We start from the raw sequence: 26,557 nt of genomic DNA, 5'->3' as shown, positions 1-26,557 counted from the left end.
CTTTAACTAAGAGGTATTAAAATTTATGATTCAATATTCAAAGCATTAAGCATATTGCCGTACACGGCATTTAAGTCTGATATTTGTTTTTTCAGTTTAGCAGCTTCGTTCTTGTAAGCTTCAACATCTGCAACCGAATCAGAATAGTTTTTAGATATCGTTCCAAGATTGGTGTTGATCTTCTTAGCTTCGGCAAGTTCTGCTTTCGCTTCTTCTAATTGTTGGTTGATTGTCTGAAGCTGTAACTCATACACTGAATTTATTTTTGTAAGATTTCCGCTAACTGTTGATAAAGTTGATGATATCTGTGCGGAATCTTTTCCCAGATCCGAAATACTTTTCTCCAGTGATTGTGCAGAGTTGGAGTAGGCAGTCATCAACTGGTTTGAAGCCGTAGAAATAGATTCAATACCTTTGTTCTGAACATCTGCAAAATGATCGGCAGAAGTTGCAGCTTTTTCAATATTTTTTATGTAATTCTCTGTTGCAATGCTTGCTCCAGAAATGTCATTCATTTGCGAGGCTGTTTTACTTAACTTACTCAATCCATCTTTAAGCTTTTCGATATCCTCAGAAGAAAGACCACTAATATCGCCAAGAGAACCCATCGGTGCCCCGTTATTACCCTTTTTACCCTGGGCTGCTGTGCTTTCAACAGGAGTATGCTCATTTCCATGACCATATGCAAGCTCAGGATATACGACTGACCAGTCATGTTCCTTATGCGGTGCTTCAAAAGCTCCAAGCGCAAATAGGAAAGCTTCAGTACCCATACCCAGCATTAGCATTTCTTCAGCACCCTGAAGGTGGAGAATCTTAAATAATGCACCAATAATTACAATAGATGCTCCAATACCATATGCAAATCCCGTAATTACCTTACCCTGATCGGTTGAGATTGCATTCTGAACGCCACTATAAATTTTACTAAATATTCCCATGATATTTCTGCATTAATTTTTTCTGAATTATAAAGATTAATAAGGACCAATAAATTGTCTTACACAACGAAATCCGATATAGGATCTGGCCTGATCCTGAAGTTCAAATGTGCGTTGTCCGCACTGCAGGAAGAATCCAATATCTTTCCATGATCCACCTTTAACAACTTTGCGTCTTAATGTGGCCGGATCAGATGCTGTTGCATTGAAATTGTAATCCGGATTTAAATCATGTACAAATGAAAGTGCATTTTCTTTATATGCGGAACGTGTCCACTCAGCAACGTTACCTGCCATGTCAAATAATCCAAAGTCGTTTGGAGGATAACTCATTACTTCTGCAGGATAAATGAAGTTGTCATCTACATATTCTCCTCTTCCGGTTTTGAAGTTGGCCATAAAACAACCATTTGCCTTTCTGGTGTAGTAACCACCCCACGGATACATGGCTGCTCTTTTACCTCCTCTTGCTGCATATTCCCATTCAGCCTCTGTTGGAAGTCTGTAATCCTGTACCTTTGGTTCTCCGGTATTCGCCTGGAAAGTATTTTTAAGGTTTGTTCTCCAGTTACAAAACGCATTTGCCTGCTCCCAGGTAACTCCTACTACCGGATAGTTCTGATAACCCGGATGAGAGAAATACATTTTAGCAATTGGTTCATTATACGAATAGTACGAAAAGTCACTCATGATCGCAAGTGTATCAGGATATATCTGAATGGTTTTGCTCATTTGAAAATCATTTCTTTCAGAGAGACGTTTAAATTTGGAGATATTTTTTATTTCTCCGGTATTCTGATCGACAACCGATACCTGCTGACGAATAAAATATTCTGGGAAATCTACAGTATCTCTATCAGTAAGAGGTCTTCCAAATTTCTTTTCAAATTCTTTGGCAGGATCATTAAATTTACCTGTAAGAGGATTGAATTTATTAATTTCAAGTGATGCCTGACTATAATCAAGCCAGTTGTAACTATAGGTTAATAATTCACTTTTAAACTCAGAACCAATAAAAAAATTGGGTTGAATCTCTAAACCTGTCAGAGGATCTTCTCTGTAAAATTTCTTATAATAGGGGATAATTACTTCGTGTATTACTGTCGACGGCGGATTTCCAGAGCCGGCTCCTGCCATCTGATCCAGACTGTCAAGAATATGTTTGGTAAGATATGTCCGGAATCTACTTTCACTAAATGATTTCGTCCAGTTAATCACCGGAATTCTTTTCATACCCCTGGTTTTTAAAAATACATTTCTGCTCTTTGTACTAACCACACCATATAAATCAAGGATATCTTCGATAATCTTAATATCATCATTAGACATGACACCACCACCGGACATCCCATTTATATTCAGTGTACTTTTTAACTGGGTATAGGATGATGCAGTTGCCGGATCTTTAATTCTGTCAAAAATGAAATTTTTGATAACAGAATCTTTTACCCAATAAACAAACTGTTTGTATTCACTGTTTGTAATTTCAGTTTCATCCATCCAGAATGATTCTACTGTGGTATTTTTATTCTGTGAATTGAATCCCCAAAACGCATCCTGATCATTCGGGCCCATAACGAAGGAACCTTTTTCAATGAACAACATACCGTAAGGATTCGGTTCACTCCAGTATTTTTGATTAATACCAATTAATTCGCCGTTTCCGTTGTTTTTACAACCGGAGAGATGTAAAATTAAAATTGCCGCAACTGTAAAACCAAATAGTCTTTTCATATCTAAATGTGGCTTATTTGTCATCATTATAAAAATCTAACGCTTTTATGTTTACTTAATTGTTTATTCATATCAACCTCGAATGAATAGCTTACATACACTTCCTGTGAGCCATATGTTCCGTATTTCATACGGGATGTTGTAAGGTCGAACGCATAACCAATGTTAAGTCCGTTTTTAAGTTTTATACCGGCTAAAACAACAAAACCTTCCTGTAACCTGTAACTCAACCCTCCATAATACTTCTTGTCATACCATACATTACAGTTGATGTCTGCCTGAGAAATTATGCCGTCTGATTTTAGAAACACGGATGGTTTAATTTCATATTTAGGTTTATCAGTTAATGTAAAGTTATAACCGGCCGTAGCATAATAAACTCTGTTGAAAAAGAAATACACTCCATTTGAGGTACTCGAAAGTTTAAGCTCGGGCCTGGTTAGTCTGCTGACTGATATACCGGCATAAAATTTTTCATGATCAAAGAACGCTCCAAAACCCATATCGAATTTGGTGTCTGACGATTTTTGTTTTAAATCGTTCGTGCTGCTCTCTATCGCCGTCATATAATCTGTTTCCGTACCCTTGTCGGGTATATAAATTTCACCACTCCAGGTAAGATTTATAAAGCCAGTGTTAATTCCCGCTCCTAGAACACCATTCCAAATTCTTTTACGGTACGAATATATAAAATTAATTGATAAATTGTTAAACAAACCTAAATTATCACTAATTATAGAGAGTCCCACACCGCTTTCCTGTTTAAAAAGTTTGAGATTGGTGTCAAAATTAAAGACTGATGTCTGTGGATTATTAATAAAACCAACCCATTGTTGCCTTGTGAGACCGAATACATTCATTTGACCATTTCTACCTGCCGCTGCAGGATTTGAAGATAAGATATTAAACATATTTGAGCTGAACTGAGGATCCATTTGCGCCATTGTGTTCTGATGGTTAAAAAAGAACAAAAATGCTGTAATTGTGATGCCTCTCAATATATGGTATAAAATACCATTTTCTCGTTTGTTTAATATTTGCTTACCTGTATAATTTTGTATCACTATAGTAGTCCTGTTTAAATTGCATTACATATTTTATGCTACTTATTTTTTGTGACTACAAATGAAACGATTTTAGTTTTAAAATATTCTTTACGCTAAAAATTTTTTATTTTTCAGGTGTTAAAATTACGTAAATTATTTGTTATATAAACAATGATGGGGCATAAAAATTATACAAAACCTGTTTTTTAACATTTAATTCAGCCTTTTTGCAGCTTGTCCGCATAAAAAAGCTTGGTTGTTTCTTTGATTGTCACAAATTAGTTAACAAAGTATTAAAATTGGAATAGTAATTTGCAGATTTGATGATTTGTTTGTAGCCCCGCCAGGAATCGAACCTGGATCTACGGTTTAGGAAACCGCTATTCTATCCATTGAACTACGAGGCCCTGTATTTCAGGTTTATTAAACCTGCCGGCAAAAGTAATCTATTTGAATGTAAAAACAAATACCTGTCTTTTAAAAGCATTTTGGGTAAGTGAAATTAAAAAGATCTGCTATTAAACCGGATGACATTTTTGCTTATTCTAGATCAGCATTCTGAAAACATCCATGGATTTGGGTTTTTTAAATCCTTCTAAGTGGATCTCAAAATAGGTAACCAGTAAATTCAGAATAGCTCCGATATCGAATTTTATATTAGTTCTGAAATTCTCTATATCCGTGAATGTATTCAACTGCGAAAGCTGAAATGAGATTTTTTTGTCTATGGATTCGTTATCTTTTGTGTTTGTGAAATTTCCTTTTAGTATATTAAAGTATGGATGTAAGTCTGAATAATTATTCGTTGGAAAGAATCCCATTTGGCGCGATAATTCCAGTAGATTTTTTAAATGAAAAAGGCTGATGTTGTGTTCAATAATATCCAGAATTTCGATGGATGTTTGTAGAAAATTAAAAAGTTGGTGGTTTTCTATGTCTTTCTTTACGCATTCAAAGTATACCTCAGAGAGAAATTGTGCTATGGCACTTTTTCTGTGATCAAAAGGAATTGATTGAAAAGGGGTATCAATATGCAATGATTTTATTCTCTGGATTTCTCTTTTAGGATTAAGATAGGCTGATATCTCAAGAATTGTAAGTGGGAAAAGCAGTGCTGATGCCTTTTTATTTTTGCCGCTTCCTTTGGATATTAAGAAGGTCTGATGCCCGTGTGCATCTGTAAACATATGGGTGATAAAGGAATTGTCAGAATACCTGATTTTCTTTAATACTATTGCTTTCGATGTATAAAGCATTACAGGCTATCTTTAATTTTTTTGGGGAGAGAGTTTTTGATCAAAGTATAGGAATCTGAAATCATTTCTTTTAACAGAGACGCATCTGTTTCGGTTGTATCAGTTATCGAGTTCCAGTGTGTTTTATTCATATGATAACCCGGAATAATAAGGTTATTCTCTTCGCGTAACCTGATAGCCCTTTCCGGATCACACTTAAGATTAATTGTTGGAGGAACAGCATCCAGCGACAGCAATGCAAATATCTTATTCCCTATTCTGAATGTCAGTGTAGATTCATCAAACGGAAAATCTTCCGTAACGGATGGATGAATTGAAAGGCAAAATAATCTTATTTCCTCAGTGTTCATACATACAAATGTATAAAAAAGCCCGACATTTCTGCCGGGCCTTTCATTGATCGTATAAAGTTTAATCGTTCAATTTTTTGTATTCAAATGCATATTGTTCATCGTGCTGGCTAATATCCAGACCCAGTTTTTCACTGTATTCATCCACACGCATCGGTACAATTTTATCGGTGATCCAGTACAGAAGGTATGAGCCCCCAAATGTAAATATACCTACAATAACCAATGCCAGAAGATGATAAAGGAAAGTTGTGAATTCGCCATAAATCAAGCCAACATTTCTTGCAAATACGGCTGTCAGAATCATTCCTGAAATACCACCCATTCCGTGAGCAGGGAAAACATCCAGCGTGTCGTCCACGTTGGTTCTTTCTTTTCTGTGAATAGCATAGTTGCTAACAATGGAAGCAATAACACCAATGGCAATACTTGATCCTACATTTACGAATCCGGCAGCCGGGGTTATTGCAACAAGTCCAACAACAAGTCCAACAGCAGCACCCATTGCAGATGGTTTTCTGCCCATAATACCGTCATAGAAAATATACGTCAACATAGCCGCAGCAGAAGCCGTGTTGGTATTAACCAGTGCAAGTACGGCATCGGAATTTGCTCCAAGAGCAGAACCTGCGTTGAATCCAAACCAGCCAAACCAAAGCATGCCGGCTCCCAGCAGAACAAACGGAATGTTAGAGGGTTGGATGGGCTTATTGGCGTCTTTTCTTCTGCCAAGGAAAATCGCGCCTGCCAGGGCGGCAAAACCGGCCGACATATGAACTACCGTTCCTCCTGCAAAGTCAAGCACTCCCCAGTTACGGAGAAATCCATTCGGGTGCCATGTCCAGTGCGCCAGTGGTGCATAAATAAATATTGTAAATAAGGTAAGAAACAACATGTATGCAGCAAATCTCACTCTTCCGGCGAATGAACCGGTAATTAGGGCAGGTGTAATGATCGCAAACTTGAGCTGGAACATTGCAAATAAGGCCAGAGGAATTGTAGTGGTCAGGACTCCGTCGGGATTACCTCCTACATTACGAAACATGAAAAATGTTGCAGGGTTGCCGAATAATCCGAATCCTTCCCATCCAATGCTGTCACCAAATGCCAGACTAAATCCGAAGATGACCCAGATGACACTTACAATACCCATTGCAATAAAACTTTGCAACATGGTTGAGATAATGTGTTTGGCATGAATCATACCTCCATAAAAAAATGCCAGTCCCGGAGTCATTAAAAGAACGAGTGCTGTGGATGTAAGCATCCAGGCAATATCTCCAGTGTCGAGATTTGCACCTTCTGTGTGCGAAAAATCAAAGTTGAAAACTACCCCTAAAACCGCTGAAACAACAAGCAATAGGAATATTACAAGCCAACGTTGTTTAATTTTGCTCATGATAAAATTTAATTAATATTAATGTTTGTTTTCCCAGTTTTGACATTTTGCAAGACACTGGCCTTAGAATCGTTGAAAAATTTCAAAAAATAGTGACATTTTGAATAAAATAGCACAATCTGATTTTAAAATGTCAAATTAGTATCCAAATGTCTTGAAATGTCGATGCAAATATATCAAATTGATTCTTATTTTACAAGCATGGTTTTGTCATTTTGGATAATAAATTCTACTTTTGTTTACAAATTGGTATTTTATTTATTATTACATTTGAATCATGGAAGGAAAAATAGATTCTCTTGATAAAAAGATACTTAGCATTATTACAAAAAATGCAAGAATTCCGTTCAAGGATGTTGCCGCTCAGTGTGGCGTTTCAAGAGCTGCTATTCATCAAAGAGTACAGCGGCTGATAGATATGGGTGTTATAACCGGTTCAGGATATAACGTGGATGCAAAAAAACTAAATTACAGAACCTGTACCTATATCGGTATTTTTCTTGAAAAGGGTTGGATGTATGAAGAAGTTGCTGAGGAGCTGAGCAAGATTCCTGAAATTGTTGAGTGTCATTACACTACCGGGCAGTACGGAATATTTGCTAAAGTATTTGCTAAAGATAACGAAGACCTTAAACATGTACTGAACGAAAAGTTACAGGCGATTAAGGGAATTTCTGCTACGGAGACTTTTATTTCTCTGGAGCAAAGATTTAAAAGGGAAATCCCTATCGGTTAATGTATTTTAATTTGCTGTCTTCAATCAATTACTTTTTTACTTTTGCAGTAATTTAATGTAAGATGGCAACTTTTCTATTCGATTCTATTGTCTTTGGACCTGTTAAGAGCAGGCGGTTGGGTGCATCATTAGGAATAAATTTGTTACCGACAAGTGGTAAAATTTGTTCCTTTGACTGCATTTATTGTGAGTGTGGATTAAACGACGAACGAATACCACAGAGAAAAGGGTTACCCGATGCAGATGAGATTGATGTTGAATTAAGGGCAAAGCTTAAAGAGCTTTCGGATACGAATCAACCACCTGATGTTATAACCTTTGCTGGTAATGGTGAGCCTACATTACACCCCAATTTTCTTCAGATCATTAAAAATACCATAGCTTCACGGGATGAATTTTGCCCGGAAGCTAAAGTTTCGGTGCTGTCAAATTCAACAAGAATATGGAATGAGAATGTGATTGAAGCGTTGAATCTTGTAGATATGAATATCCTAAAGCTGGATTCTGTTATTGAAGAAACAGTGAAACTGGTTAATAATCCTAATGGAAATTTTAGCATTAAAGAATGTATTCAACAATTGAAGGTTTTTAACGGGAAGCTGATAATTCAAACTTTGTTCTGCCGTGGAGAGGTTAACGGGAATCATTTTGATAATACAACAAATATAGAAGTCGATGCCTGGATAGAAGCGCTGAAAGAAATACATCCTCAATATGTCATGATCTATTCAATTTCGCGGGATACACCCGTTAATTCCATTGAAAAAATCAGTCGCGAAGAATTAACTGCCATTGCCGAAAGGCTTAAAGAAAATAATATTGCTTTCGAAATTGCCTGATGCCTGATGAGAAACACATAATATATTGTATTCTCGATTGGGGACTGGGCCATGCCACACGTTCAGTTCCACTTATTCAAAATCTGCAGGAACGAGGGTTTAAAATCACCATAGCAACAAGCGGATACTTATACAATTCTTTCATAATTAAGGAACTCCGTGATGTTCAGTTTCTGGAACTAATGCCGTATGAACCCAAATATTCGAAACGTAAAAAACAGGTAAGGAGATTGCTGCTCCAAATACCACATTTTATGAGAGTATTTGTGAGCGACAAAATACGGATACGGAAGTTTATTCAACAAAACTCTGTTCAGTTTATTTTTTCGGATAACAGGTTCAGTTGCAGGTGTAGAAAGGTGCGGTCAGTTTATCTCACACATCAGGTAAATATTCTCAAGCCTGCTAATCTTGGCCCATGGCTTTTGCCATCGGCTGTTCACCGATACTGGATGGGTAAATATGATGCATGTCTTGTCCCTGATAATCCTGATAAATTATTTAAGGGGCTTACTAACCATGACGGACTTTCCAAGAAGTTGAAATACATCGGTTTTATGAGTCGGTTCAATAATATTGAACATAACAGAAGTCACAAACATATACTTGTCATTCTTTCCGGGCCGGAACCTCAGCGTTCAATTTTCGAGAACATAATAATTTCTGCAGCGTATCATACCGACGAGAAAATTATTCTGGTTCGGGGAACTGAAAAACTTTTGGGAAAGGCGTTGACTGATAATGTGATGGTTTATAATATTGCGGAGACAATTGTTCTTAAAAAACTTTTACAGGATTGCAGTTACGTGGTTTGTCGGTCGGGATATTCATCGGTGATGGACCTTATTATTTCGGAAACACCGGCAATTATTGTACCGACACCAGGACAAAGCGAGCAGGAATACATTGCTGAAACGGCTGATGAAAACAGTTGGTTTATGGTTCAGGATCAATATAATTTTGTTTTTCTGAAACCGGAGGTGGTGAAAACGGAATGTAAGCTTCCGGATATTAAAAATAACTATCTGGATGTAGTTATATCTGAAATTGTGTAAAATAATCAGAATAAATTCAAACATAACTCAGTCATAACTATGCAATTTGAGCATGAATTGAAATTTATAGTACTTTTGGCGAGTTAAATTCAAAACAAAGTTGATGGCACATAAAGCAGGATTTGTAAATATTGTAGGTAACCCCAACGTAGGAAAGTCAACCCTGATGAATTTGTTTGTGGGAGAGAGGTTGTCCATTATAACTAATAAATCTCAGACAACACGGCACCGGATTCTTGGCATCATTAACGGGGAAGATTTTCAGATTATATTTTCAGATACACCGGGAGTTGTTAAGCCGCATTACAAATTGCAGGAGTCGATGCTTAAATTCTCAAATTCTGCATTGGAAGATGCAGATGTTCTGTTGTATGTCACTGATGTTGTGGAAACTAAGGAGAAAAATATTGAATTCATCGAGAAAGTAAACAAGACGGATGCACACCAGATTGTGGTCATCAATAAAATCGATTTGACGGACCAGAAAAAGCTGGAAGAATTAGTTGATTACTGGAAGCAGCAGTTGCCTAAGGCAGAGATTTATCCTATATCGGCTTTGCATAAGTTCAATGCCGACCTTTTATTTAAGCGTATTGTGTCTTTATTGCCGGATTCACCTCCGTATTTTGAAAAAGATGCCTTGACTGATCGTCCGGAGCGGTTTTTTATTTCCGAGATCATCCGTGAAAAAATTTTCGAGCGGTACAAAGAGGAGGTTCCATATTCAACAGAGGTGAACATAGAGCAATTCAAGGAGGATAAAAAAATTATTCATATTAATGCCGTAATTCTGGTTGAACGCGATTCGCAAAAAGGAATCATCATCGGCAATCAGGGAAAGGCTTTGAAGGGTGTTGGTACAGAGGCGCGTAAGGATATTGAGAAGTTTCTGGGCAAGCAGGTATTTCTGCAAATTTTTGTAAAAGTTCAGAAAGATTGGCGAAATAATGATAACCAATTGAAACAGTTTGGTTACGAATGATACCAATTTCGAAAATGATTAGGATAAATAAAAAATATTTTTGAATTGGTTAAAAGCCGGTACTGAAAAACAAAGACATTGGGTATGGCTGAACCAATGGCTTAATGTGTTTCGTAATCGGTATAATTTGGATCAAACCAACAAATACAATAAAACCTGTTATACTTCTATTGAAATTAGTAAATTTGCGGTCAAAATTTTTGTGATATATGGGCGAAGTAAACGAAAAGGACATCGAAAGGAAGCCACTGAATTTTATTGAGGAATTTGTGGTTCAGGATATCGAAGCAGGAAAAAATAATAAAAGGGTACACACCCGTTTCCCGCCCGAGCCTAACGGATATCTGCACATTGGTCATGCCAAAGCGATATGTCTCGACTTTGGAGTTGCAGAACGGTTTGGTGGAAAGTGTAACCTTCGGTTCGACGACACCAACCCGGTAAAAGAAGATGTGGAATATGTAGATTCCATAAAAGAGGATATTAAATGGCTTGGGTTCGACTGGGAGGACAGGGAATTTTACGCCTCTGATTATTTCGGCAAACTGTACGATTTTGCTGTCGATCTTATAAAAAGAGGACTGGCTTACGTGGATGATCAGAGTTCGGAAGAAATAGCCGGTCAAAAAGGTACGCCAACATCGCCCGGAAAAGAAAGCCCTTACAGAAGCAGGTCGGTTGAGGAAAACCTCGATTTGTTCCAGCGCATGAATGCAGGAGAGTTTGCAGAAGGAGCCAAGGTATTACGTGCAAAGATTGATATGGCATCGCCTAATATGCACATGCGTGATCCTATCATGTACAGAATATTAAACCGATCGCATCACCGTACCGGCGATACATGGCATGTTTACCCGATGTACGATTTTGCACATGGGCAAAGCGACTATTTCGAAGGGATTACACATTCTTTGTGTACACTGGAATTTGAGGTTCACAGACCCTTATACAACTGGTTTGTCGATCAGCTAATGGATAGCGATTACCGTCCGCGCCAGATTGAATTTAACCGATTGAACCTGAATTATACTGTGATGAGTAAACGTAAACTGTTGCAGTTAGTCCAGGAAGGTTATGTGAGTGGCTGGGATGATCCGCGTATGCCGACTTTAAGCGGATTACGACGCCGTGGTTATACACCGGAATCCATCCGTAATTTTGTGGACAGGATTGGTTACACCAAGTTTGAGGCACTCAACGATTTTGCACTTTTAGAGCATAGTGTGCGCGATGATCTGAATAAGCGTGCTCCTCGTGTAAATGCAGTTCTGGATCCTTTGAAACTGGTGATTACCAATTATCCCGATGATCTGGTTGAGGATATGGAGATCATTAATAATCCTGAGGATGAATCCATGGGAAGCAGAACGATTCCTTTCTCAAAAGAAATTTATATTGAGAGGAACGATTTTATGGAAGATCCTCCAAAAAAATTCTTCCGTTTGGGTCCTGACCGCGAAGTGCGTTTAAAAGGTGCATACATTGTTAAATGTACTGGTTTTAAGAAGAATAGCGATACCGGGGAAATCGAGGAATTGTATTGTACGTATGATCCGTTAACAAAAAGTGGCATGCCTGATAGTAACCGAAAGGTGAAAGGAACGTTACATTGGGTAAGTGTGAAGCATTGTGTGGATGCTGAAGTAAGGTTATACGACAGACTTTTTCTTGATGAAGCACCATTAGGGCATAAGGATAAGGATTTTCTGGAGTTCCTGAACAAAGATTCCCTGAAAATTCTTAAAGGTTGCAAAGTTGAACCATCGTTAGAAAATGCTGAGCCTTTACAAAACTTCCAGTTCCAGCGCATCGGGTATTTTAATGTTGATCCGGATTCAAAAAAGGGCGCGCTGATTTTTAACAGAACAGTTCCGTTAAGGGACAGTTGGGCGAAACAGGCCGGCAAATAGGCTTTTATGAGTGAATTAAAAAACGAGCTGCTATTATTAAAGATTACCGGTGAAGATAAACCGGGACTCACATCGGCTTTAACCGGCATTTTAGCCAGATACGATTGTAATATTCTGGATATTGGTCAGGCAGATATTCACAACACGCTTTCACTAGGGATTTTGTTTGAAGTGCCATCCAATAATGAATCGGCTCCGGTGTTAAAGGATTTGCTTTTTAAAGCTTATGAACTGGAATTGAATGCCAGCTTTAGTCCGGTTTCGTATGAAGATTATTCCCACTGGGTTGGGATGCAGGGTAAAAACCGGTATATTGTCACGCTTCTGGGGCGCAAGTTAAGTGCTAAGCAGATTTCTTCAGTCACCGGACTAATTGCATCACAGGGACTGAATATTGATAATATTACGCGCTTAACGGGAAGAATTCCGTTAGATGCAGCGAATAATCAGTCCAGATCGTGCGTACAGTTGTCGGTAAGAGGATTTTTAAGCGATAAAGCACTGATGCAGAAAAGCTTCATGGATTTATCTAAGGAGCAGGGTATTGATGTTGCTTTTCAGGAAGATAACATTTATCGCAGGAACCGAAGGCTGGTGTGCTTCGATATGGATTCAACATTGATCCAGACGGAAGTGATAGATGAAATGGCTGAACGTCATGGCGTGGGAGAACAGGTCAGGGCTATAACAGAATCAGCTATGAGGGGCGAGATTGATTTTAGTGAAAGCTTTAAAAAGCGTTTGTCATTGCTCCGGGGGCTTGAGGTATCGGTTCTTAATGAGATAGCTGAAAACCTTCCCGTTACTGAAGGTGCAGCAAGGCTTATTTCAACGCTTAAAAAGTTTGGCTTCAAAATTGCTATTTTGTCGGGTGGATTCACCTTTTTTGGAGAATTTTTAAAACGTAAGCTTGATATAGATTATGTTTACGCCAATGAATTTGAAATAGAGAATGACAAGCTTACCGGCGGGTATGTTAGTGAAATAGTTGATGGTAAACGCAAGGCTGAGTTGCTAAAGCTTTTAGCCCAGGTTGAAAAGCTTAATCTGGAACAGGTTATTGCAGTGGGCGATGGAGCAAATGATCTTCCGATGTTAAATCTGGCTGGTCTGGGTATTGCATATCACGCCAAACCAAAAGTAAAGGAGAATGCACAGCATGCTATATCATCTGTAGGATTGGATGGAATACTATACCTTCTGGGTTTTAATGATTTAATGATTGATCACGGGAATAAATAGAAGACATAAGATATCAGACACAAGACATACGATTGTTTTGGGTTTAAATATCGGGTCGAATGATATTATAACAAATTGAAAATTTCAAAAAATGAAAAAAACAGCAATTTTATTTCTGCTAGTAGTACTGCCATTTGCAGTAATGAATATCCAGGGACAGACAAAGTACAAATTCGGACATATTGATAGTCAGGCTCTTTTACAGAAGATGCCCGAAATGGATAAGGCAATGGGGACACTCGAAGATCTTCAGACAAGTAATAATGAAAAGCTGAAGATGATGCAGGGTGAATTACAGAAACTTAACAGCAAATATGTAAGCGAAAGTAAGACACTTGATGCCATTGCTCGTCAGTCACGGGAGAAGGAATTGCAGATGATGAGCCAGAATATTCAGGATTTTTACCAGTCTGCACAGCAAGGCATGCAGCAAAAGCAGTCAGAGCTGACTCAGCCTATTCTGGATAAAGCCCGGAAAGCTGTTGAAGAAGTTGGTAAGGAAAACGGTTTCACCTATATTTTTGATCTGTCTAAAGGCGAAGTTCTTTACATGGGAGATCAGAGTGTCGATATTATGCCGCTTGTGCTTAAAAAGCTTGGTATAACAGAAGATAATGCAACAGCACAATAGAAAAATATTGTTTGATTTGCCAGGTCCCATAGGAGTGTTCGATTCCGGTTACGGTGGTCTGACTATCCTCAGGGATCTGGTAACTGCACTACCAAATCACGATTTTATTTACCTTGGCGATAATGCCCGCACACCTTACGGAACCCGTTCGTACGATGTGGTTCTGGAATATACCCTGGAAGCAGTAACCCGGCTGTTTGAAATGGGGTGCCACCTGATTATCCTGGCCTGTAATACAGCTTCAGCTAAAGCTTTACGAACCATTCAGCAAAAACATCTTCCTTTTATTGATCCCAACAGAAGAGTTTTGGGTGTTATACGCCCCAGTGTCGAGATTGTTGGTGATATAACCACATCAAAACATGTTGGTGTTTTCGGAACAACCGGAACCATTCAGTCCGGGTCTTATCCTATTGAAATCAATAAATTACATCATGAGTTAATTGTCTCGGGAGAGGCATGTCCCATGTGGGTTCCGCTCGTTGAAAATGGTGAGGCAGATTCTGACGGTGCAGATTATTTTATAAAGCAACATATTGATAATCTTTTGCAAAATGATCCGAAGGTTGATACCATTATTTTGGGCTGCACGCATTATCCACTGCTGATGCATAAGATAAAGTCTTTTATGCACGAAGGTATTCAGGTTATTTCGCAGGGACCTGTTATTGCGGAAAGTTTGAAGGATTACCTGAAACGGCATCCTGAGATGGATGAAAAAATACGAAAAACAGGAAATGTTGAATTTTTCACAACAGAAAATCCGGAGAAGTTTAACGAGCTTGCAAACCTGTTTTACAACGAGCCCATCGAAGCCCAACACATTACATTATAACTTGTAACTCTAAACTCGTAACTTATAAACTTAACCTTACCAACTGTCCCCTTCTTTATACCAGCTTGCATACATGGCATAATTGTTGGCAATTTTGTGGATCATTTCCTTGCTTTGTTCCGGTTCAATGTCTTTCACTTTTTTAGCAGGAACACCGGCATAAACACTGTTGGGCTCAACTTTGGTGCCTGTTAAAACCAGAGAGTTGGCAGCAATAATTGAGTTTTCTCCAATTTCGGCATGATCCAAAACCGTTGCGCCGATACCGATCAAAACATTGTCGCATATTTTGGCTCCGTGAATGGTTACGTTGTGGCCAACTGAAACGTTGTTGCCAATATCAACTGTTGATTTTTCATAAAGTGTATGCAGTACAGATCCATCCTGAATATTGACGTTGTTCCCAATTCTGATGGAATTTACATCGCCCCTGAGAACAGCATTGTACCAAATGCTGCAATTGTCGCCCATCACCACATCACCAATTACCACTGCAGTTTCTGCCAGGTAACAGTTATCTCCTATTTTTGGAATAAAACCGCGAACTTTCTTTATCAATGCCATTGTATTTATTTTTTGCAAAAATATGGAAAAATGGGGAAAGTGCAGGATGAAGGATTTGATATTATGACACATTTTATGACTGCTGAATGCGTTAGATGAGGAATGTGAAAATATGTTAAATCGATAATTGCCCGTGTATGTTATTACTTCGGATCTGAGGCATTTCGTAATTTTGCGGCGAGACTTGAGATTTATGGATGCACAGGTAATATCCGCAAATGCTGCGGACAAGGTAGATATAAAGGAACTGGGGAAAGCGCTTTTGCGGGTTGGATCCAACCTTATGAGTTGTGGTGCTAATACCAGGAGAATAAGGATGACGGTGGAGCGCATTTCAGGTGCTTTTAATTGTACAACAGAGTTGTTGATTACACACAGGGCATTGATGCTTACGGTAAGCGATGAGAATGAAGACCATTTTCACAGCAGCCTGAAAAGAACTTCTCCGCACGGTGTGAATTTCAGTGTGGTTTCCGGCATAAGCATTATGAGCTGGAAAGTTGTACAGGAAGGCTGGAATATAGACCAGATAAATACTGAGCTTGACCGGTTGTTGGAGTTGCCTCATTATCCCAGGTTGGTTATACTGTTAATGGTTGGTATTGCAGATGCAGCATTTTGCAGACTGTTTGGAGGAGGATGGGAGGAGATGCTGGTTGCTTTTATTGCAACATTTGCAGGACTTTATGTGCGTCAGGAAGCAGTTAAGAGAAAATTTAATCCTTACTTATGCATCTTTTTTGCATCCTTCGTCTCTTCGCTGATTGCCGGATTGTTTGTTAAATTCGGAGGATCTGTTCAGGAATATGCCCTGTCTGCTTCAGTGTTATACCTTATTCCCGGAGTGCCCCTGATTAATTCTTTCTCTGATTTGATCCACGGTAATATCATGAATGGTATTGTGAGGAGTGTGAATGGTTTAATCATTGCATTTGCAATTGCCTTTGGTTTATTGCTTGCAATACAAATTTGTCAGTTGTAGCATATGGAATGGTTAGCTTTTTTAGAGAAAGGGATATGGCTTGGATTTGCAGCCATTGGTTTTGCCATCTTGTTCAATGTGCCATTAAGAACATTGAAAGTCATCTTCGTTATTGGGGCGTTAGGCGGTCTGGTCAAATTTCTGTTATTAAAATTTGGTATCAACATAACCATTGCTTCTTTTGGTGGTGCGGTAACAGTTGGTTTTGTGAGCAGTTATGCAGCACATTACAAACATGCGCCTCCAATGGTGTTTGCAATACCTGCTGTAATACCAATGGTTCCGGGGGTATTCACTTACCGTATGATGTTGGGCTTAATGCAATTGACAGAAGATGTTGGTGCCGGAGATTATAACAGGATCATGGCCGAGACAGTCAATAATGGTTTAAAGGCATCGTTTATTCTATTGGCGCTGGCTTTAGGTGTTGGATTACCTATTTTACTGAGTAGAAAAGAATCGGTAAAAAAGAGAGCTTAGTATTAAATAACATGCAAATATTATAACAATAAAAAAACCGCAGATGTTTGCGGTTTTTTTATATATGGTAAAATCAGTTTTTATTTATAAACCCATTAATTTCTTAGCTTCAGCCAAAGTTTTTGAAGCACTTTCACGGGCTTTTTCTGCACCCGTTTTTGTGACTTTATCAAGGAATGCTTCATCGTTGTAAATGTCTTCAATTTTTTCCCGGATCGGTGCAATAAACCTGATGATATCTTCTGCCAGTTGTTTTTTCATATCACCATAACGGATCTCACATTTATTATATAAAGCATCGAAATGAGCAACAGTATCCGGTGTGGAAACAATGTCCAGCAAGGTGAACAGGTTCTGAACCGGTTCCGGTTTTTCTGAGTTTTCCTTAGTCGGGCCGTTGTCTGTTACAGCACGCATCACTTTTTTACGGATCTCTTTATCGGAATCCACCAGAAATATTCCGTTTCCTTCAGATTTTCCCATTTTCCCGCTTCCGTCAAGTCCCGGAACTTTAATCAGATCTGTTCCGTAAAACGTAAAAGGTTGCGGTAGGGGGAAAAGTTCGCCATACATACCGTTAAACCGCTTGGCAAATTTGCGGGTCATTTCCAGGTTCTGTTCCTGATCTTTTCCAACCGGTACTTTATGTGCTTTGTGAATAATAATATCACTGGCCATAAGAATAGGATAGGTGAGCAGGCCTGCATTTACGTTATTTGGCTGTTTGCGAGCCTTTTCCTTAAACGATGTGGTTCGTTCCAGTTCGCCAAGATAAGCGTTCATGTTCAGAAGCAGGTAGAGTTCGAGGATCTCCTTTACATCGCTCTGAACATAGATGGTTGCCTTCTCTGGATCAATGCCGCAGGCAAGATATTCTGCCAGAACCTGACGAACATTCTTTTTAAGATCGCCTGGTTTTGGATGTGTAGTAAGCGAGTGCCAGTCTGCAATGAAAAAAAAGCAGTTATACTCGTTTTGCATTTTTATAAAGTTCCTTACTGCACCAAAATAATTGCCAAGATGCAGGTTTCCTGTTGGTCTTATTCCGCTTACTACTGTTTCCATGTCTTTAAATTAACGGCTGCAAAAGTAATAAAAATACTGCTTAGTCCTGAAGTAAATTTCCCAGCAAACCGCCGGTTTCTTTTCCGCTGTTTTTTCCTGCCGGAGCAATAGCTGCAATCAGTTTGCTGATTGGCATAGACTGCAACCATACTTTCCCTGTTCCTCTTAAATGTGCCAGGAACAGACCTTCTCCACCAAATACCATGGAACGCAGTCCGCCGGCCTGACTGATATTGTAATCAATGCCATCGGTGAACCCGACCAGACAACCCGTATCCACAAACAGTGATTCGCCGTTCAGTTCCTTTTCAATTACGGTTCCGCCTGCATGAACAAATGCCAGTCCGTCTCCTTCCAGTTTCTGAAGAATAAAACCTTCGCCGCCAAATAATCCTGATCCAAGTCGTTTACTGAACGTAACCGAAATTTTGGTTCCTAAGGCAGCACATAAAAAGGCATCGCGTTGAACCGTAACCCTGTAGCCCAGATTTTGCAGATGAAGCGGAATAATAGTTCCCGGATATGGTGCCGAAAAAGCCACACGCTTTTTTCCGTATCCCTGATTGGTAAAATGGGTTACAAAAAGGCTTTCACCGGTGATAAGCCTGCCGGCACCTTTCAGAAGTTTACCAAACAGTCCCTCGTTGGGCGTTGATCCGTCTCCCATGCGGGCGGTATAATTAATTCCTTCGTCCATGTACAACATGGCGCCGGCTTCGGCTATAACTGTTTCCATCGGATCGAGTTCAATTTCAACAAGTTGTACATCGTGACCTTTAATCTGATAGTCAATTTCGTGTGATTGCATAGCGTATTTGTTTATAGAGTTTATGTTAATTATTTCAGGGATTAAGTGACTTTATCGGTGTTCCTGTGGCACTGTTTGGCATAGGAATCCCTGTCATACTGCATATTGTTGGTATGATATCACTGATCTTTACAGGTTGGGGACTTTCGCCGCGTCCCACTTTCCAACCATAAAAACTCAGAGGAACACGGGTGTCTGATAATCCGTAAACTTCATTGTTGTAATCGTCCCCGGGTTCTTCAATCCAACCCGGTTCCAGCATCAGGAATACGTCACCGCAATGTTCCTTGTTATAGGATTCCTGCATTTTTTTCAGAACTCCCGACTGGTACTCATTTTCACTGAACAGATGTGTTGGCGCTGCAAACGCAACGCCGGTAAATTCCTTCATAAAGGCTGCCGTTTTATCCTGAACTTCTTTAAACGAAATTTTAGAAGATTCTATCAGCTCTTTGTTCAGATAGATCTGCTGGCCATAATAATGTTCAACCCATCGGCCTTGCCCGTAAAAGGCCATCAGATAAGTGTTGAGCAGTGCCATGGCCCGATCCGTTTTAAAATAACCGGACGGAATATTATATTCCTCAAGATATTCAGGGTTGATCGGAGCCCTTTGCGATCCGGTTAAAAAGAACAATACATTATTGCGACCAACTTCTTTTTCAACGGTTTTAATCAGGTCTTCAATTTCGCGGTCGAGCCGGATGTAATTATCTTCCATTTCAATGGAGTAGGGGCCGTATTCCAGTGCTTTCTGTCCCAACGATGAAAAGTTGACAAACAGCAGGTCTGTAAAATCGTCTTCTCCCAGTTTTTCTCCTTCTATAGCGTCAATGACAAAATCCTTCAGAATCATATTGCCGAAAGGTGTTGCCTTAAGAAAGGCATACGGGTTTGGCTTTGATGCATTGGATTCAAACGACTGCGGTAGCGAATAATCTTTGTAAATCCGCTTTTTTGCATCGTACAGATATTTATTTTCCGGAAGTAAAAGATCCCACTTCGCTTTCATGTAAAAGGCCGGAAAATTTTTCAGATTAAAGGCATCCACCCAGTCAGGAAGCCAGGCCATATATGCATCACTGGAAATAATTTTACCGGTTTTCTCATCCAGCCAGTATGCGCCATCTGCAGCATGCCCGGCCAGCAAAACAGCCTGTGTCGGTTCCAGTGCCACCGAAACAACTTTTGAATTTCCGTACGTGCTGAGTTTCAGTTCATCGCCAATGGTGGAGGCATTCATGTTAGCTGCATTATAGGCGCTTTGAGAAGGTGTTAACCCAATGGTTATGGCACGTTCATCGGCTGTGATAGGTTCCGTTTTAAGTGATTTACGGTTATACCATTCTATGCCGGTAATGCCATGATAACGTGGTGTTGTTCCGGTAACCAGCGTGGCCTGATCCGGTCCCTTATGTGAGAATGCATAGCTGTATGAAGCATTGCTGAAGGTATATCCGTTATCGATAAAGATCCGAAACCCTTTTTCGGTAAAATTGTTGTAGTAACGGTTAAGATAATCCGGGTGCATCTGGTCGATGACAATACCGATGATTAATTTGGGCTTTTCAGGTGGAACCGGAATCTGACTGTTGGCTCCAGTGCTAAAAATCAGCAAGCATGCAATAAGTGAATATATTAGTTTTGACTTCATAATCGTATTTTAAACAAAAATAGTACTCCATTTTAACCTAACGCATTCAGGATTCAGAAATTTTCCACTTTTTATAATTCCTTTAGCTTTAAATGACGATAAAACCTACATTTGCAAAAAAACAGAAAATATGAGTCTATTATATCCCATAAAATTTGAGCCGGTACTTCATGAAAAAATCTGGGGAGGAAGTTATCTGAAAGAGAAACTGAATAAAAACGCAAAGGAAAATTCAAAGGTTGGTGAATCGCTGGAAATAAGTTCGGTGGAAGGAAGCGTTTCGGTTGTATCCAACGGTTTTCTGGCTGGCAATCCTTTGGATGAATTGATTGAGGTTTACATGGGTGACCTGGTGGGTGATGCGGTATTCGAAAAATTCGGAACCGTTATTCCCTTGCTGATAAAATTTATTGATGCCAACGCGGATTTAAGTATTCAGGTTCATCCTAATGATGAATATGCGGCAGAACACCACGGCAAACTGGGGAAGAACGAGATGTGGTATGTAATGGATGCCAAGCCGGGTGCTTATATTATTCCGGGATTTTCGAAAGAGGTGACCAGTGAAGAAGTGCAAAAATGCATCGATGATGGTAACTTTGAAGATATCCTTACCAAATTTCCGGTGAAAAAAGGTGATGTGTTTATGATTCCCGTCGGACGGGTTCACGCATTGTGTGCCGGTGTTGTAGTGGCCGAAATTCAGCAAACCTCTGATGTGACCTACCGCTTGTACGATTATAACCGCAAAGATGATAATGGAAATTTAAGGGATCTGCATATTGAAGATTCGCTGAATGTAATTGATTACAGTAAACCGGAAGCGTTTGTTACAAAATATGAACCTGAGCTTAATAAAGCGGTTAATTTGCAACGCAATAAATATTTTACAGTTAATATGTTACATTTGGATCAAACCATAAAACGCGACTATTACCTGTTGGATTCATTCGAGATTATTATGTGTGTGGAAGGTGAGGCTGTCATTGAATCAGAGAATGAACCTGTTACGGTTAAAGCCGGCGAAACGGTACTTATCCCTGCCGAATTGAGAGAAATTAGCTTTATACCCAAAGGAGAGGCAAAGCTGTTGGAGATTTACTACGAAGCGGATTTTGAACAGGCTTAAAACATTTTGTCTGTGTTTTGGTTTCATATGTACAAATAAGCATTATGGAAAATATAGAAGAAACGATTGCTGACATCAAAGAGCATATAAAATCAAAAGGGCACAAGTGGGTAAAAAGCGAAAGCATCGACTTATATTTCAGGTTCCTGTTTGAAAATAAATTTTCAAACTCAAAGTTATTGGTGGAAGTTTTTCAGCGTGATTTTTTTGAGATTAATATTGAGATACTGGATGAAGAAAACCTGAAAATAAAGTGGCTTGATGTTGACGATACCATAACAGAAAAAAATGATACCCTGATCATTTTGTTGCTGTCGCACGATGAGGAAGATATCCGCCGTGGTAATCATATGCCGGAAAAACTGGCGTTGTACGATGGACTGGTTTACTATGCCGAAAAGACCATCACTAATTTTTCGCGTATTTTTGATTTAATCATACAGCATAAAAAATGAGAGCTTTCGGGCGAAAGCTCTCATCGATCCTTAACTATTTTAAAACCCTCAGCCTGTTGAGGTGATTTTGATTCGATTAAACACAACCTGAAATTTCTGGTAAAATGATTGGAAATTTTGATTCAGGTTGAGTATCGTGGAGACAAATATAAGAAATGTCGTTTAAAATAACATACTTTCATAAAGATTTATAGGATAATATTATTCCTGGCCTGGTATTAGCTATCATCAGATGATCTTAAAATCTTGTGATTGCACGTAAATCAACGCTCATATTTCCTAAAAATTCCTAACAAATGTTTTTTGCTGAAAACATATATAATATTCTATATGTTTAATATGAAACATTAATTGAAATATTATGAGAAAGAGTTTGTATGCTATGGTTTTACTGAGTTTTATGGCAGTATTTGCGGCAAATGCTCAGGATTATTACCTGAGTAAAACCATAAATGGAAATTATAAAGAAGTGGTACAGAAAACCAAAGATGTACTGAAAGAACAGGGATTTGGAGTAACCACAGAAACGCAAATGGATAAAGTTTTAAAAGAAAAACTTGATAATGTAGATATGAAGCCCTACCTGATTCTGGGTGTCTGCAATCCGGGTTTTGCGTATAAGACCTTACGGGCAGAACCGAATATTGGTTTGTTTCTTCCCTGTAAAGTCGTGGTAAAACAGGTTGATGATTCAAAAGTCGAGGTGGTTATGATCAATCCTTCAGAAGTAATGAAAAATATTAATAATCCTGAACTGGACAAAGTAGCGGCAGAAGTCACCAAACGATTTAAGGAGGCGTTAAGCAATCTTTAATACCCGTTTTTTATTTATTCGGAAAACCGTTCAGTTACACTGGACGGTTTTTTTTGTCCCAGGGTGGTATTCGCTTGGCTCATTGAACCTTGGTTCATTTAATTTGCCCCTTACAGGGTCATAATTTATCATGAAAGTGTTCGGTATAGCGTTTTTCTCCACGTCAAAAAATTAAAGCTTTGATTAATTATGACATAGCCTGGAGGCAACGCCAAACCATGGGCGGTTTTTTGTTTTGGATCAGCATAAAATAGCATATAAGTGTTTAATTTAATTCATTTTAGCCGGTAAACTCTTCGAATATATATTTTTGTACCTTTGCAGCACCAGCAGGCCGGTCTGTCGCTCCACCTTTGGCGGGGAGGAAAGTCCGGGCAACACAGGGCGCCGTACTTCGGAAAGCGAAGATGTTTGTGAAGGCATAGTAATGTAACAGAAAATAACCGTCCCGATGTACATCGGGATAAGGGTGAAAAGGTGGGGTAAGAGCCCACCAGTATTTGTGGCGACACAGATAGCTGTACATCTTACGGGTTGCAAGACCATGTATATCCCGCGTAAAGCTGCCCGCTTTATTCTTCGGAAGACGGGAGGGGTAGGTCGCTCAGATAAATGACAGGCATCCCGATGTATTTCGTGATACAGAACCCGGCTTACAGGCCTGCTGCTTTTTAATCTATCTGTTATGAGCAAATTAAATGACCTGATAAGGTTTGTCACTCAGGACATCTGGAGGATACCTGAAAAGGAACTTTCCACATGGAAACGTTATCTGATGAAGCCGTTCAGAGTTTTGGCCTTGTCCATACGAGGGTTTCTTGAAGACAAGGTGCAACTTCGAGCATCTGCACTTACCTATTATTCGTTGTGGGCTGTAGTGCCGATTCTGGCGTTATTGCTTGGAATTGCCAGGGGGTTTGGCTTTCAGAATTATATTGAGGAACAAATCATTAAAAATTTTAGTGATCAGACCATTGTTATCACATCCGATTCTCTGTCGGTTGTTCAGAATGCAGCTGATACAGCTATGTACCCGGATTCTGTTCAGCAAACCCGGAAGACCAATGTGGCCGAAAAAATACTTGGATTTGCGTATAAATATCTAGATAAAACACAGGAGGGCTTTATTCTTGGAATTGGGCTGATTATACTGTTTTGGTCAGTTATAAATATGCTGAGCCATATTGAAAATACCTTTAATGATATCTGGCAGATCCGAAAGCCGCGATCGATTTTGCGAAAATACACAGACTATTTTGGCTTTATGATCCTGGCGCCGGTAATCATTATATTTTCGGCGGGAGCCAATGTGTTTGTTACAACCAGAATAGAGGAGCTGTTCAGTATTTTGGGACTTGATTTTGCAATTGGACCAGTAACTTTAGTCTTTGCAACCGTTGCACCTTATGTGCTTTACAGTCTGGTATTTTTCCTTTTTTATATCGTGATCCCAAATACCAAGGTTAAAGTAGTTCCGGCTTTGATCGCAGGAATTCTGGTTGGTATTTTATTCCAGTTTCTGCAGTATGGTTATATTAACGGGCAGGTTTATCTTTCGCGGATCAATGCGGTTTACGGAACGTTTGCCGCACTACCGCTATTCCTGATGTTTCTGCAGTTGGGTTGGGTTCTGGTATTATACGGTGCGGAATTTTCTTTTGCGATCCAGAATAATAAAAACTTCTTATACGACAGTGATATTAAGGATATTAGTATAGCATACAGAAATACGATATTGTTTTATATTCTCTATCTTATCATAGAGCGGTTTAAAGAGGGAGAGCAACCTCTGAAAGCCAGTGAAATTGCTGATGCCGAAAATATTCCGGTAAGGCTGGTGCGTAAAATTATGAGTGACCTGCAAAGGGCAGGGATCATTTCTGAAGTTAATACGATTGATGATACTGCATACCAACCGGCGGTTGATATCGATATTATAACTATTCAATATGTCCGGTTTAAGATGGATAATCTGGGGAGCAGTAATTTTCTACCGCTAAGACAGTCAGCTTATAAAAAACTCAGACAAACCATCCTGAATGCAGAGGAAAAATTTATTCTTTCGGATGAAAATATCTGTATCAAAGATCTTACGCTGAAATAAGTTTATTGCCGTGCTACATCAATGTTGTAGGTTTTTAATTTATTGTACAGCGTTTTACGGTCAATATTCAGCATTTTAGCGGCCTTTGATTTATTGTATTTAGCCTCATCCAGAGCATTTAATATTAATTCTTTTTCGGTTAGAGAAGTTACTTCGCGAAGGTCTGGTATGCCATCCTGAGTTAGTATTGCGGATTGAATATCAAGGCCTTTATTTTCTTCTTTTACAGTAAACTCTTCAGGTAATACATCCGTTGTAATCTCGTCGCCACTGGTTAGTAAAACGGACCGGTTAATCACATTGCGTAACTCCCTGATATTTCCGTCCCACCTGTAATTCATAAAAATGTCATTTACTTCATCACTTAGCTTCTTTACAGATTTATTGAAAGATTTATTGGCTTTATGGATAAAATAATTAACAAATTCGGGAATGTCTTCGATGCGTTTGCGCAATGGTGGAATCTTGATTTTAAAGCCATTTAACCGATGATAAAGATCTTCGCGGAATTCATTGCGTTTTACCATTTCAGCCAGGTCCTCATTTGTGGCTGTAATTATACGAACATCTGTTTTTATGGGTTTATTTCCTCCTACGCGGTATATAACTTTTTCCTGAAGGGCTCTTAATAATTTCACCTGATTTTCATAGGTCAGGTTTCCTACCTCGTCCAGAAATAAGGTTCCACCTTTAGCCTGTTCAAAGTACCCCTTTTTGTCATTAATTGCTCCGGTAAATGATCCTTTTAAATGGCCAAAAAGTTCACTGTTTGCAAGCTCTTTAGGCAGCGCTCCACAGTCTACTGCTACAAACGGTTTATCCTTTCGTTCACTTAAATTATGTATGGCTCTTGCAATGTACTCCTTTCCTGAACCGGTTTCGCCCTGCAGTATAACCATCACATCTGTTGGAGCAACGATCTCGCAATAGGATAAAACTTTTTTAATTTTATTGCTTTGTCCTGTTATAAATCCTGATGAAAATTCCACAGAAGGATCATGTTTAACAGTTGCACAGGCACCTGAAACCAAATGGAGTATCTGATCAGGAAGAACCGGCTTGGTCACATAATCATATGCACCGTTCTTAATAAGTTTTACAGCGGTTTTAATTTCCTGATAGGCGGTCATTATAATAATAGGAGTGCTTGCTTTGTTCTGTTTGACGAAAGCAAGCATTTCCTCTCCGTTCGTATCAGGAAGACGATAATCGCATAAAATAACATCATACGTGTTTTGAAGAATCAGTTTTTTCCCCTGTTCACCTGAATATGTTCCTGTGGCGGCATAACCTTTCTGATTTAAATACCTTACCAGAAGATCACTGATATATGTGTCGTCGTCTATGATTAATATCGGGTTTTTCATATAAAATATTTGATGTATTGAGGGAACGATGATGTTCTTAACTTACTTATAAAACATGCACGAAATACATTGGTTCAATGTGTTAATGGGGGTTAATACTGTAGATATTTCCCACTTATTGTGGATTTAATAAACAGGTGAAATAATATTGAAAATTTCTGAAGTGCTATATATAAGCA

General features: G+C 39.0%; 25 protein-coding genes, 1 tRNA gene and 1 other RNA gene. 15 read left to right on the top strand and 12 right to left on the bottom strand.

Annotated elements, in window-relative coordinates; translation table 11 throughout:
• Positions 1–23: 23 nt before the first annotated feature.
• The 7 genes from porL to ACE01N_RS15040 form a co-directional block, all read right to left on the bottom strand.
• Positions 24–941 carry a type IX secretion system motor protein PorL/GldL gene (gene porL / locus ACE01N_RS15070; protein WP_380590713.1) on the bottom strand — a complete coding sequence of 306 codons (918 nt, stop codon included), beginning with the start codon at positions 939–941 and terminating at the stop codon, positions 24–26.
• A 36-nt stretch (positions 942–977) separates the two neighbouring features.
• Positions 978–2,675 (bottom strand): T9SS ring complex lipoprotein PorK/GldK, encoded by a 1,698-nt coding sequence (gene porK / locus ACE01N_RS15065; RefSeq protein ID WP_380590710.1) that lies wholly within the window; start codon positions 2,673–2,675, stop codon positions 978–980.
• A gap of 26 nt (positions 2,676–2,701) precedes the next feature.
• A complete protein-coding gene (locus ACE01N_RS15060) occupies positions 2,702–3,739 on the bottom strand; it encodes a PorP/SprF family type IX secretion system membrane protein (RefSeq protein WP_380590706.1) in 1,038 nt (345 codons plus the stop codon).
• 317 nt (positions 3,740–4,056) lie between these two features.
• Positions 4,057–4,128 (bottom strand) — tRNA-Arg (locus tag ACE01N_RS15055).
• A gap of 138 nt (positions 4,129–4,266) precedes the next feature.
• Positions 4,267–4,977 carry a DNA repair protein RecO gene (gene recO / locus ACE01N_RS15050; protein WP_380590703.1) on the bottom strand — a complete coding sequence of 237 codons (711 nt, stop codon included), beginning with the start codon at positions 4,975–4,977 and terminating at the stop codon, positions 4,267–4,269.
• Positions 4,977–5,327 (bottom strand): MmcQ/YjbR family DNA-binding protein, encoded by a 351-nt coding sequence (locus tag ACE01N_RS15045; protein WP_380590700.1) that lies wholly within the window; start codon positions 5,325–5,327, stop codon positions 4,977–4,979. The genes recO and ACE01N_RS15045 overlap by 1 nt, the downstream gene beginning before the upstream one ends.
• A 61-nt stretch (positions 5,328–5,388) precedes the next feature.
• The gene (locus ACE01N_RS15040; RefSeq protein ID WP_380590697.1) at positions 5,389–6,726 is read right to left on the bottom strand and encodes an ammonium transporter; all 1,338 of its coding nucleotides are present in this window, start codon (positions 6,724–6,726) and stop codon (positions 5,389–5,391) included.
• A gap of 277 nt (positions 6,727–7,003) precedes the next feature.
• Here ACE01N_RS15040 and ACE01N_RS15035 point away from each other — a divergent pair, with 277 nt between their 5' ends.
• The 8 genes from ACE01N_RS15035 to murI all read left to right on the top strand — a co-directional run bounded on the left by ACE01N_RS15035 (position 7,004) and on the right by murI (position 14,956).
• Positions 7,004–7,462 (top strand): Lrp/AsnC family transcriptional regulator, encoded by a 459-nt coding sequence (locus tag ACE01N_RS15035; protein ID WP_375722100.1) that lies wholly within the window; start codon positions 7,004–7,006, stop codon positions 7,460–7,462.
• Positions 7,463–7,524: 62 nt separating this feature from the next.
• Positions 7,525–8,301, top strand: a complete 777-nt coding sequence (locus ACE01N_RS15030; protein ID WP_380590694.1) for a radical SAM protein — start codon at positions 7,525–7,527, stop codon at positions 8,299–8,301.
• Positions 8,301–9,356, top strand: a complete 1,056-nt coding sequence (locus ACE01N_RS15025; RefSeq protein ID WP_380590691.1) for a glycosyltransferase — start codon at positions 8,301–8,303, stop codon at positions 9,354–9,356. The genes ACE01N_RS15030 and ACE01N_RS15025 overlap by 1 nt, the downstream gene beginning before the upstream one ends.
• Positions 9,357–9,459: 103 nt before the next feature.
• Positions 9,460–10,338, top strand: a complete 879-nt coding sequence (gene era, locus ACE01N_RS15020) for a GTPase Era (RefSeq protein WP_380590688.1) — start codon at positions 9,460–9,462, stop codon at positions 10,336–10,338.
• Between the two features lie 209 nt (positions 10,339–10,547).
• Positions 10,548–12,248 (top strand): glutamine--tRNA ligase/YqeY domain fusion protein, encoded by a 1,701-nt coding sequence (locus tag ACE01N_RS15015; RefSeq protein WP_380590685.1) that lies wholly within the window; start codon positions 10,548–10,550, stop codon positions 12,246–12,248.
• A gap of 6 nt (positions 12,249–12,254) precedes the next feature.
• A complete protein-coding gene (gene serB, locus ACE01N_RS15010) occupies positions 12,255–13,490 on the top strand; it encodes a phosphoserine phosphatase SerB (protein WP_380590682.1) in 1,236 nt (411 codons plus the stop codon).
• A 91-nt stretch (positions 13,491–13,581) separates the two neighbouring features.
• Positions 13,582–14,121 (top strand): OmpH/Skp family outer membrane protein, encoded by a 540-nt coding sequence (locus ACE01N_RS15005; RefSeq protein WP_380590679.1) that lies wholly within the window; start codon positions 13,582–13,584, stop codon positions 14,119–14,121.
• The gene (murI, locus tag ACE01N_RS15000; protein WP_380590676.1) at positions 14,105–14,956 is read left to right on the top strand and encodes a glutamate racemase; all 852 of its coding nucleotides are present in this window, start codon (positions 14,105–14,107) and stop codon (positions 14,954–14,956) included. The genes ACE01N_RS15005 and murI overlap by 17 nt, the downstream gene beginning before the upstream one ends.
• Positions 14,957–14,992: 36 nt before the next feature.
• On the opposite strand, the gene ACE01N_RS14995 is transcribed toward murI, so the two are convergent.
• Positions 14,993–15,520 (bottom strand): gamma carbonic anhydrase family protein, encoded by a 528-nt coding sequence (locus ACE01N_RS14995; RefSeq protein WP_375729791.1) that lies wholly within the window; start codon positions 15,518–15,520, stop codon positions 14,993–14,995.
• A 193-nt stretch (positions 15,521–15,713) separates the two neighbouring features.
• Between ACE01N_RS14995 and ACE01N_RS14990 the strand changes: the two genes are divergently transcribed.
• Together ACE01N_RS14990 and ACE01N_RS14985 are read left to right on the top strand one after the other, a co-directional pair.
• Positions 15,714–16,502, top strand: a complete 789-nt coding sequence (locus ACE01N_RS14990; protein ID WP_380590672.1) for a threonine/serine exporter family protein — start codon at positions 15,714–15,716, stop codon at positions 16,500–16,502.
• Positions 16,503–16,505: 3 nt separating this feature from the next.
• The gene (locus ACE01N_RS14985; protein WP_380590669.1) at positions 16,506–16,982 is read left to right on the top strand and encodes a threonine/serine exporter family protein; all 477 of its coding nucleotides are present in this window, start codon (positions 16,506–16,508) and stop codon (positions 16,980–16,982) included.
• 84 nt (positions 16,983–17,066) lie between these two features.
• Here the strand turns inward: ACE01N_RS14985 and trpS are convergent, their stop codons facing one another.
• The 3 genes from trpS to ACE01N_RS14970 are packed head-to-tail and all read right to left on the bottom strand — an operon-like array spanning position 17,067 to position 20,509.
• Positions 17,067–18,047, bottom strand: a complete 981-nt coding sequence (gene trpS, locus ACE01N_RS14980) for a tryptophan--tRNA ligase (protein WP_380590666.1) — start codon at positions 18,045–18,047, stop codon at positions 17,067–17,069.
• A 40-nt stretch (positions 18,048–18,087) separates the two neighbouring features.
• A complete protein-coding gene (locus tag ACE01N_RS14975; protein ID WP_380590664.1) occupies positions 18,088–18,855 on the bottom strand; it encodes a TIGR00266 family protein in 768 nt (255 codons plus the stop codon).
• A 34-nt stretch (positions 18,856–18,889) separates the two neighbouring features.
• Positions 18,890–20,509, bottom strand: a complete 1,620-nt coding sequence (locus ACE01N_RS14970) for an alkaline phosphatase family protein (protein ID WP_380590661.1) — start codon at positions 20,507–20,509, stop codon at positions 18,890–18,892.
• A 130-nt stretch (positions 20,510–20,639) separates the two neighbouring features.
• Here ACE01N_RS14970 and ACE01N_RS14965 point away from each other — a divergent pair, with 130 nt between their 5' ends.
• The 5 genes from ACE01N_RS14965 (at position 20,640) to ACE01N_RS14945 (ending at position 25,011) form a co-directional block, all read left to right on the top strand.
• Complete coding sequence (locus ACE01N_RS14965; protein ID WP_380590658.1) at positions 20,640–21,638, top strand: type I phosphomannose isomerase catalytic subunit; 999 nt, start codon at positions 20,640–20,642, stop codon at positions 21,636–21,638.
• A gap of 44 nt (positions 21,639–21,682) precedes the next feature.
• Positions 21,683–22,093: a hypothetical protein gene (locus tag ACE01N_RS14960; protein ID WP_380590655.1), complete on the top strand. Its 411-nt coding sequence runs from the start codon at positions 21,683–21,685 to the stop codon at positions 22,091–22,093.
• Between the two features lie 361 nt (positions 22,094–22,454).
• A complete protein-coding gene (locus ACE01N_RS14955) occupies positions 22,455–22,907 on the top strand; it encodes a DUF302 domain-containing protein (protein WP_380590652.1) in 453 nt (150 codons plus the stop codon).
• A gap of 326 nt (positions 22,908–23,233) precedes the next feature.
• An RNA gene (rnpB, locus tag ACE01N_RS14950) (RNase P RNA component class A) lies at positions 23,234–23,579 on the top strand.
• A 13-nt stretch (positions 23,580–23,592) separates the two neighbouring features.
• Positions 23,593–25,011 (top strand): YhjD/YihY/BrkB family envelope integrity protein, encoded by a 1,419-nt coding sequence (locus ACE01N_RS14945; RefSeq protein WP_380590649.1) that lies wholly within the window; start codon positions 23,593–23,595, stop codon positions 25,009–25,011.
• Between the two features lie 2 nt (positions 25,012–25,013).
• Here the strand turns inward: ACE01N_RS14945 and ACE01N_RS14940 are convergent, their stop codons facing one another.
• Entirely contained in the window at positions 25,014–26,378 is a 1,365-nt protein-coding gene (locus tag ACE01N_RS14940) for a sigma-54-dependent transcriptional regulator (protein ID WP_380590646.1), read from the bottom strand.
• Between the last annotated feature and the right edge of the window lie 179 nt (positions 26,379–26,557).

This window comes from Quyinboa ferrireducens (assembly GCF_042436675.1).
In the GTDB taxonomy this organism is placed as follows: domain Bacteria; phylum Bacteroidota; class Bacteroidia; order Bacteroidales; family UBA5342; genus JBHJHP01.
Note: the sequence above shows the minus strand (reverse complement) of the source record. Positions and strands in the feature narration are given on the sequence as shown.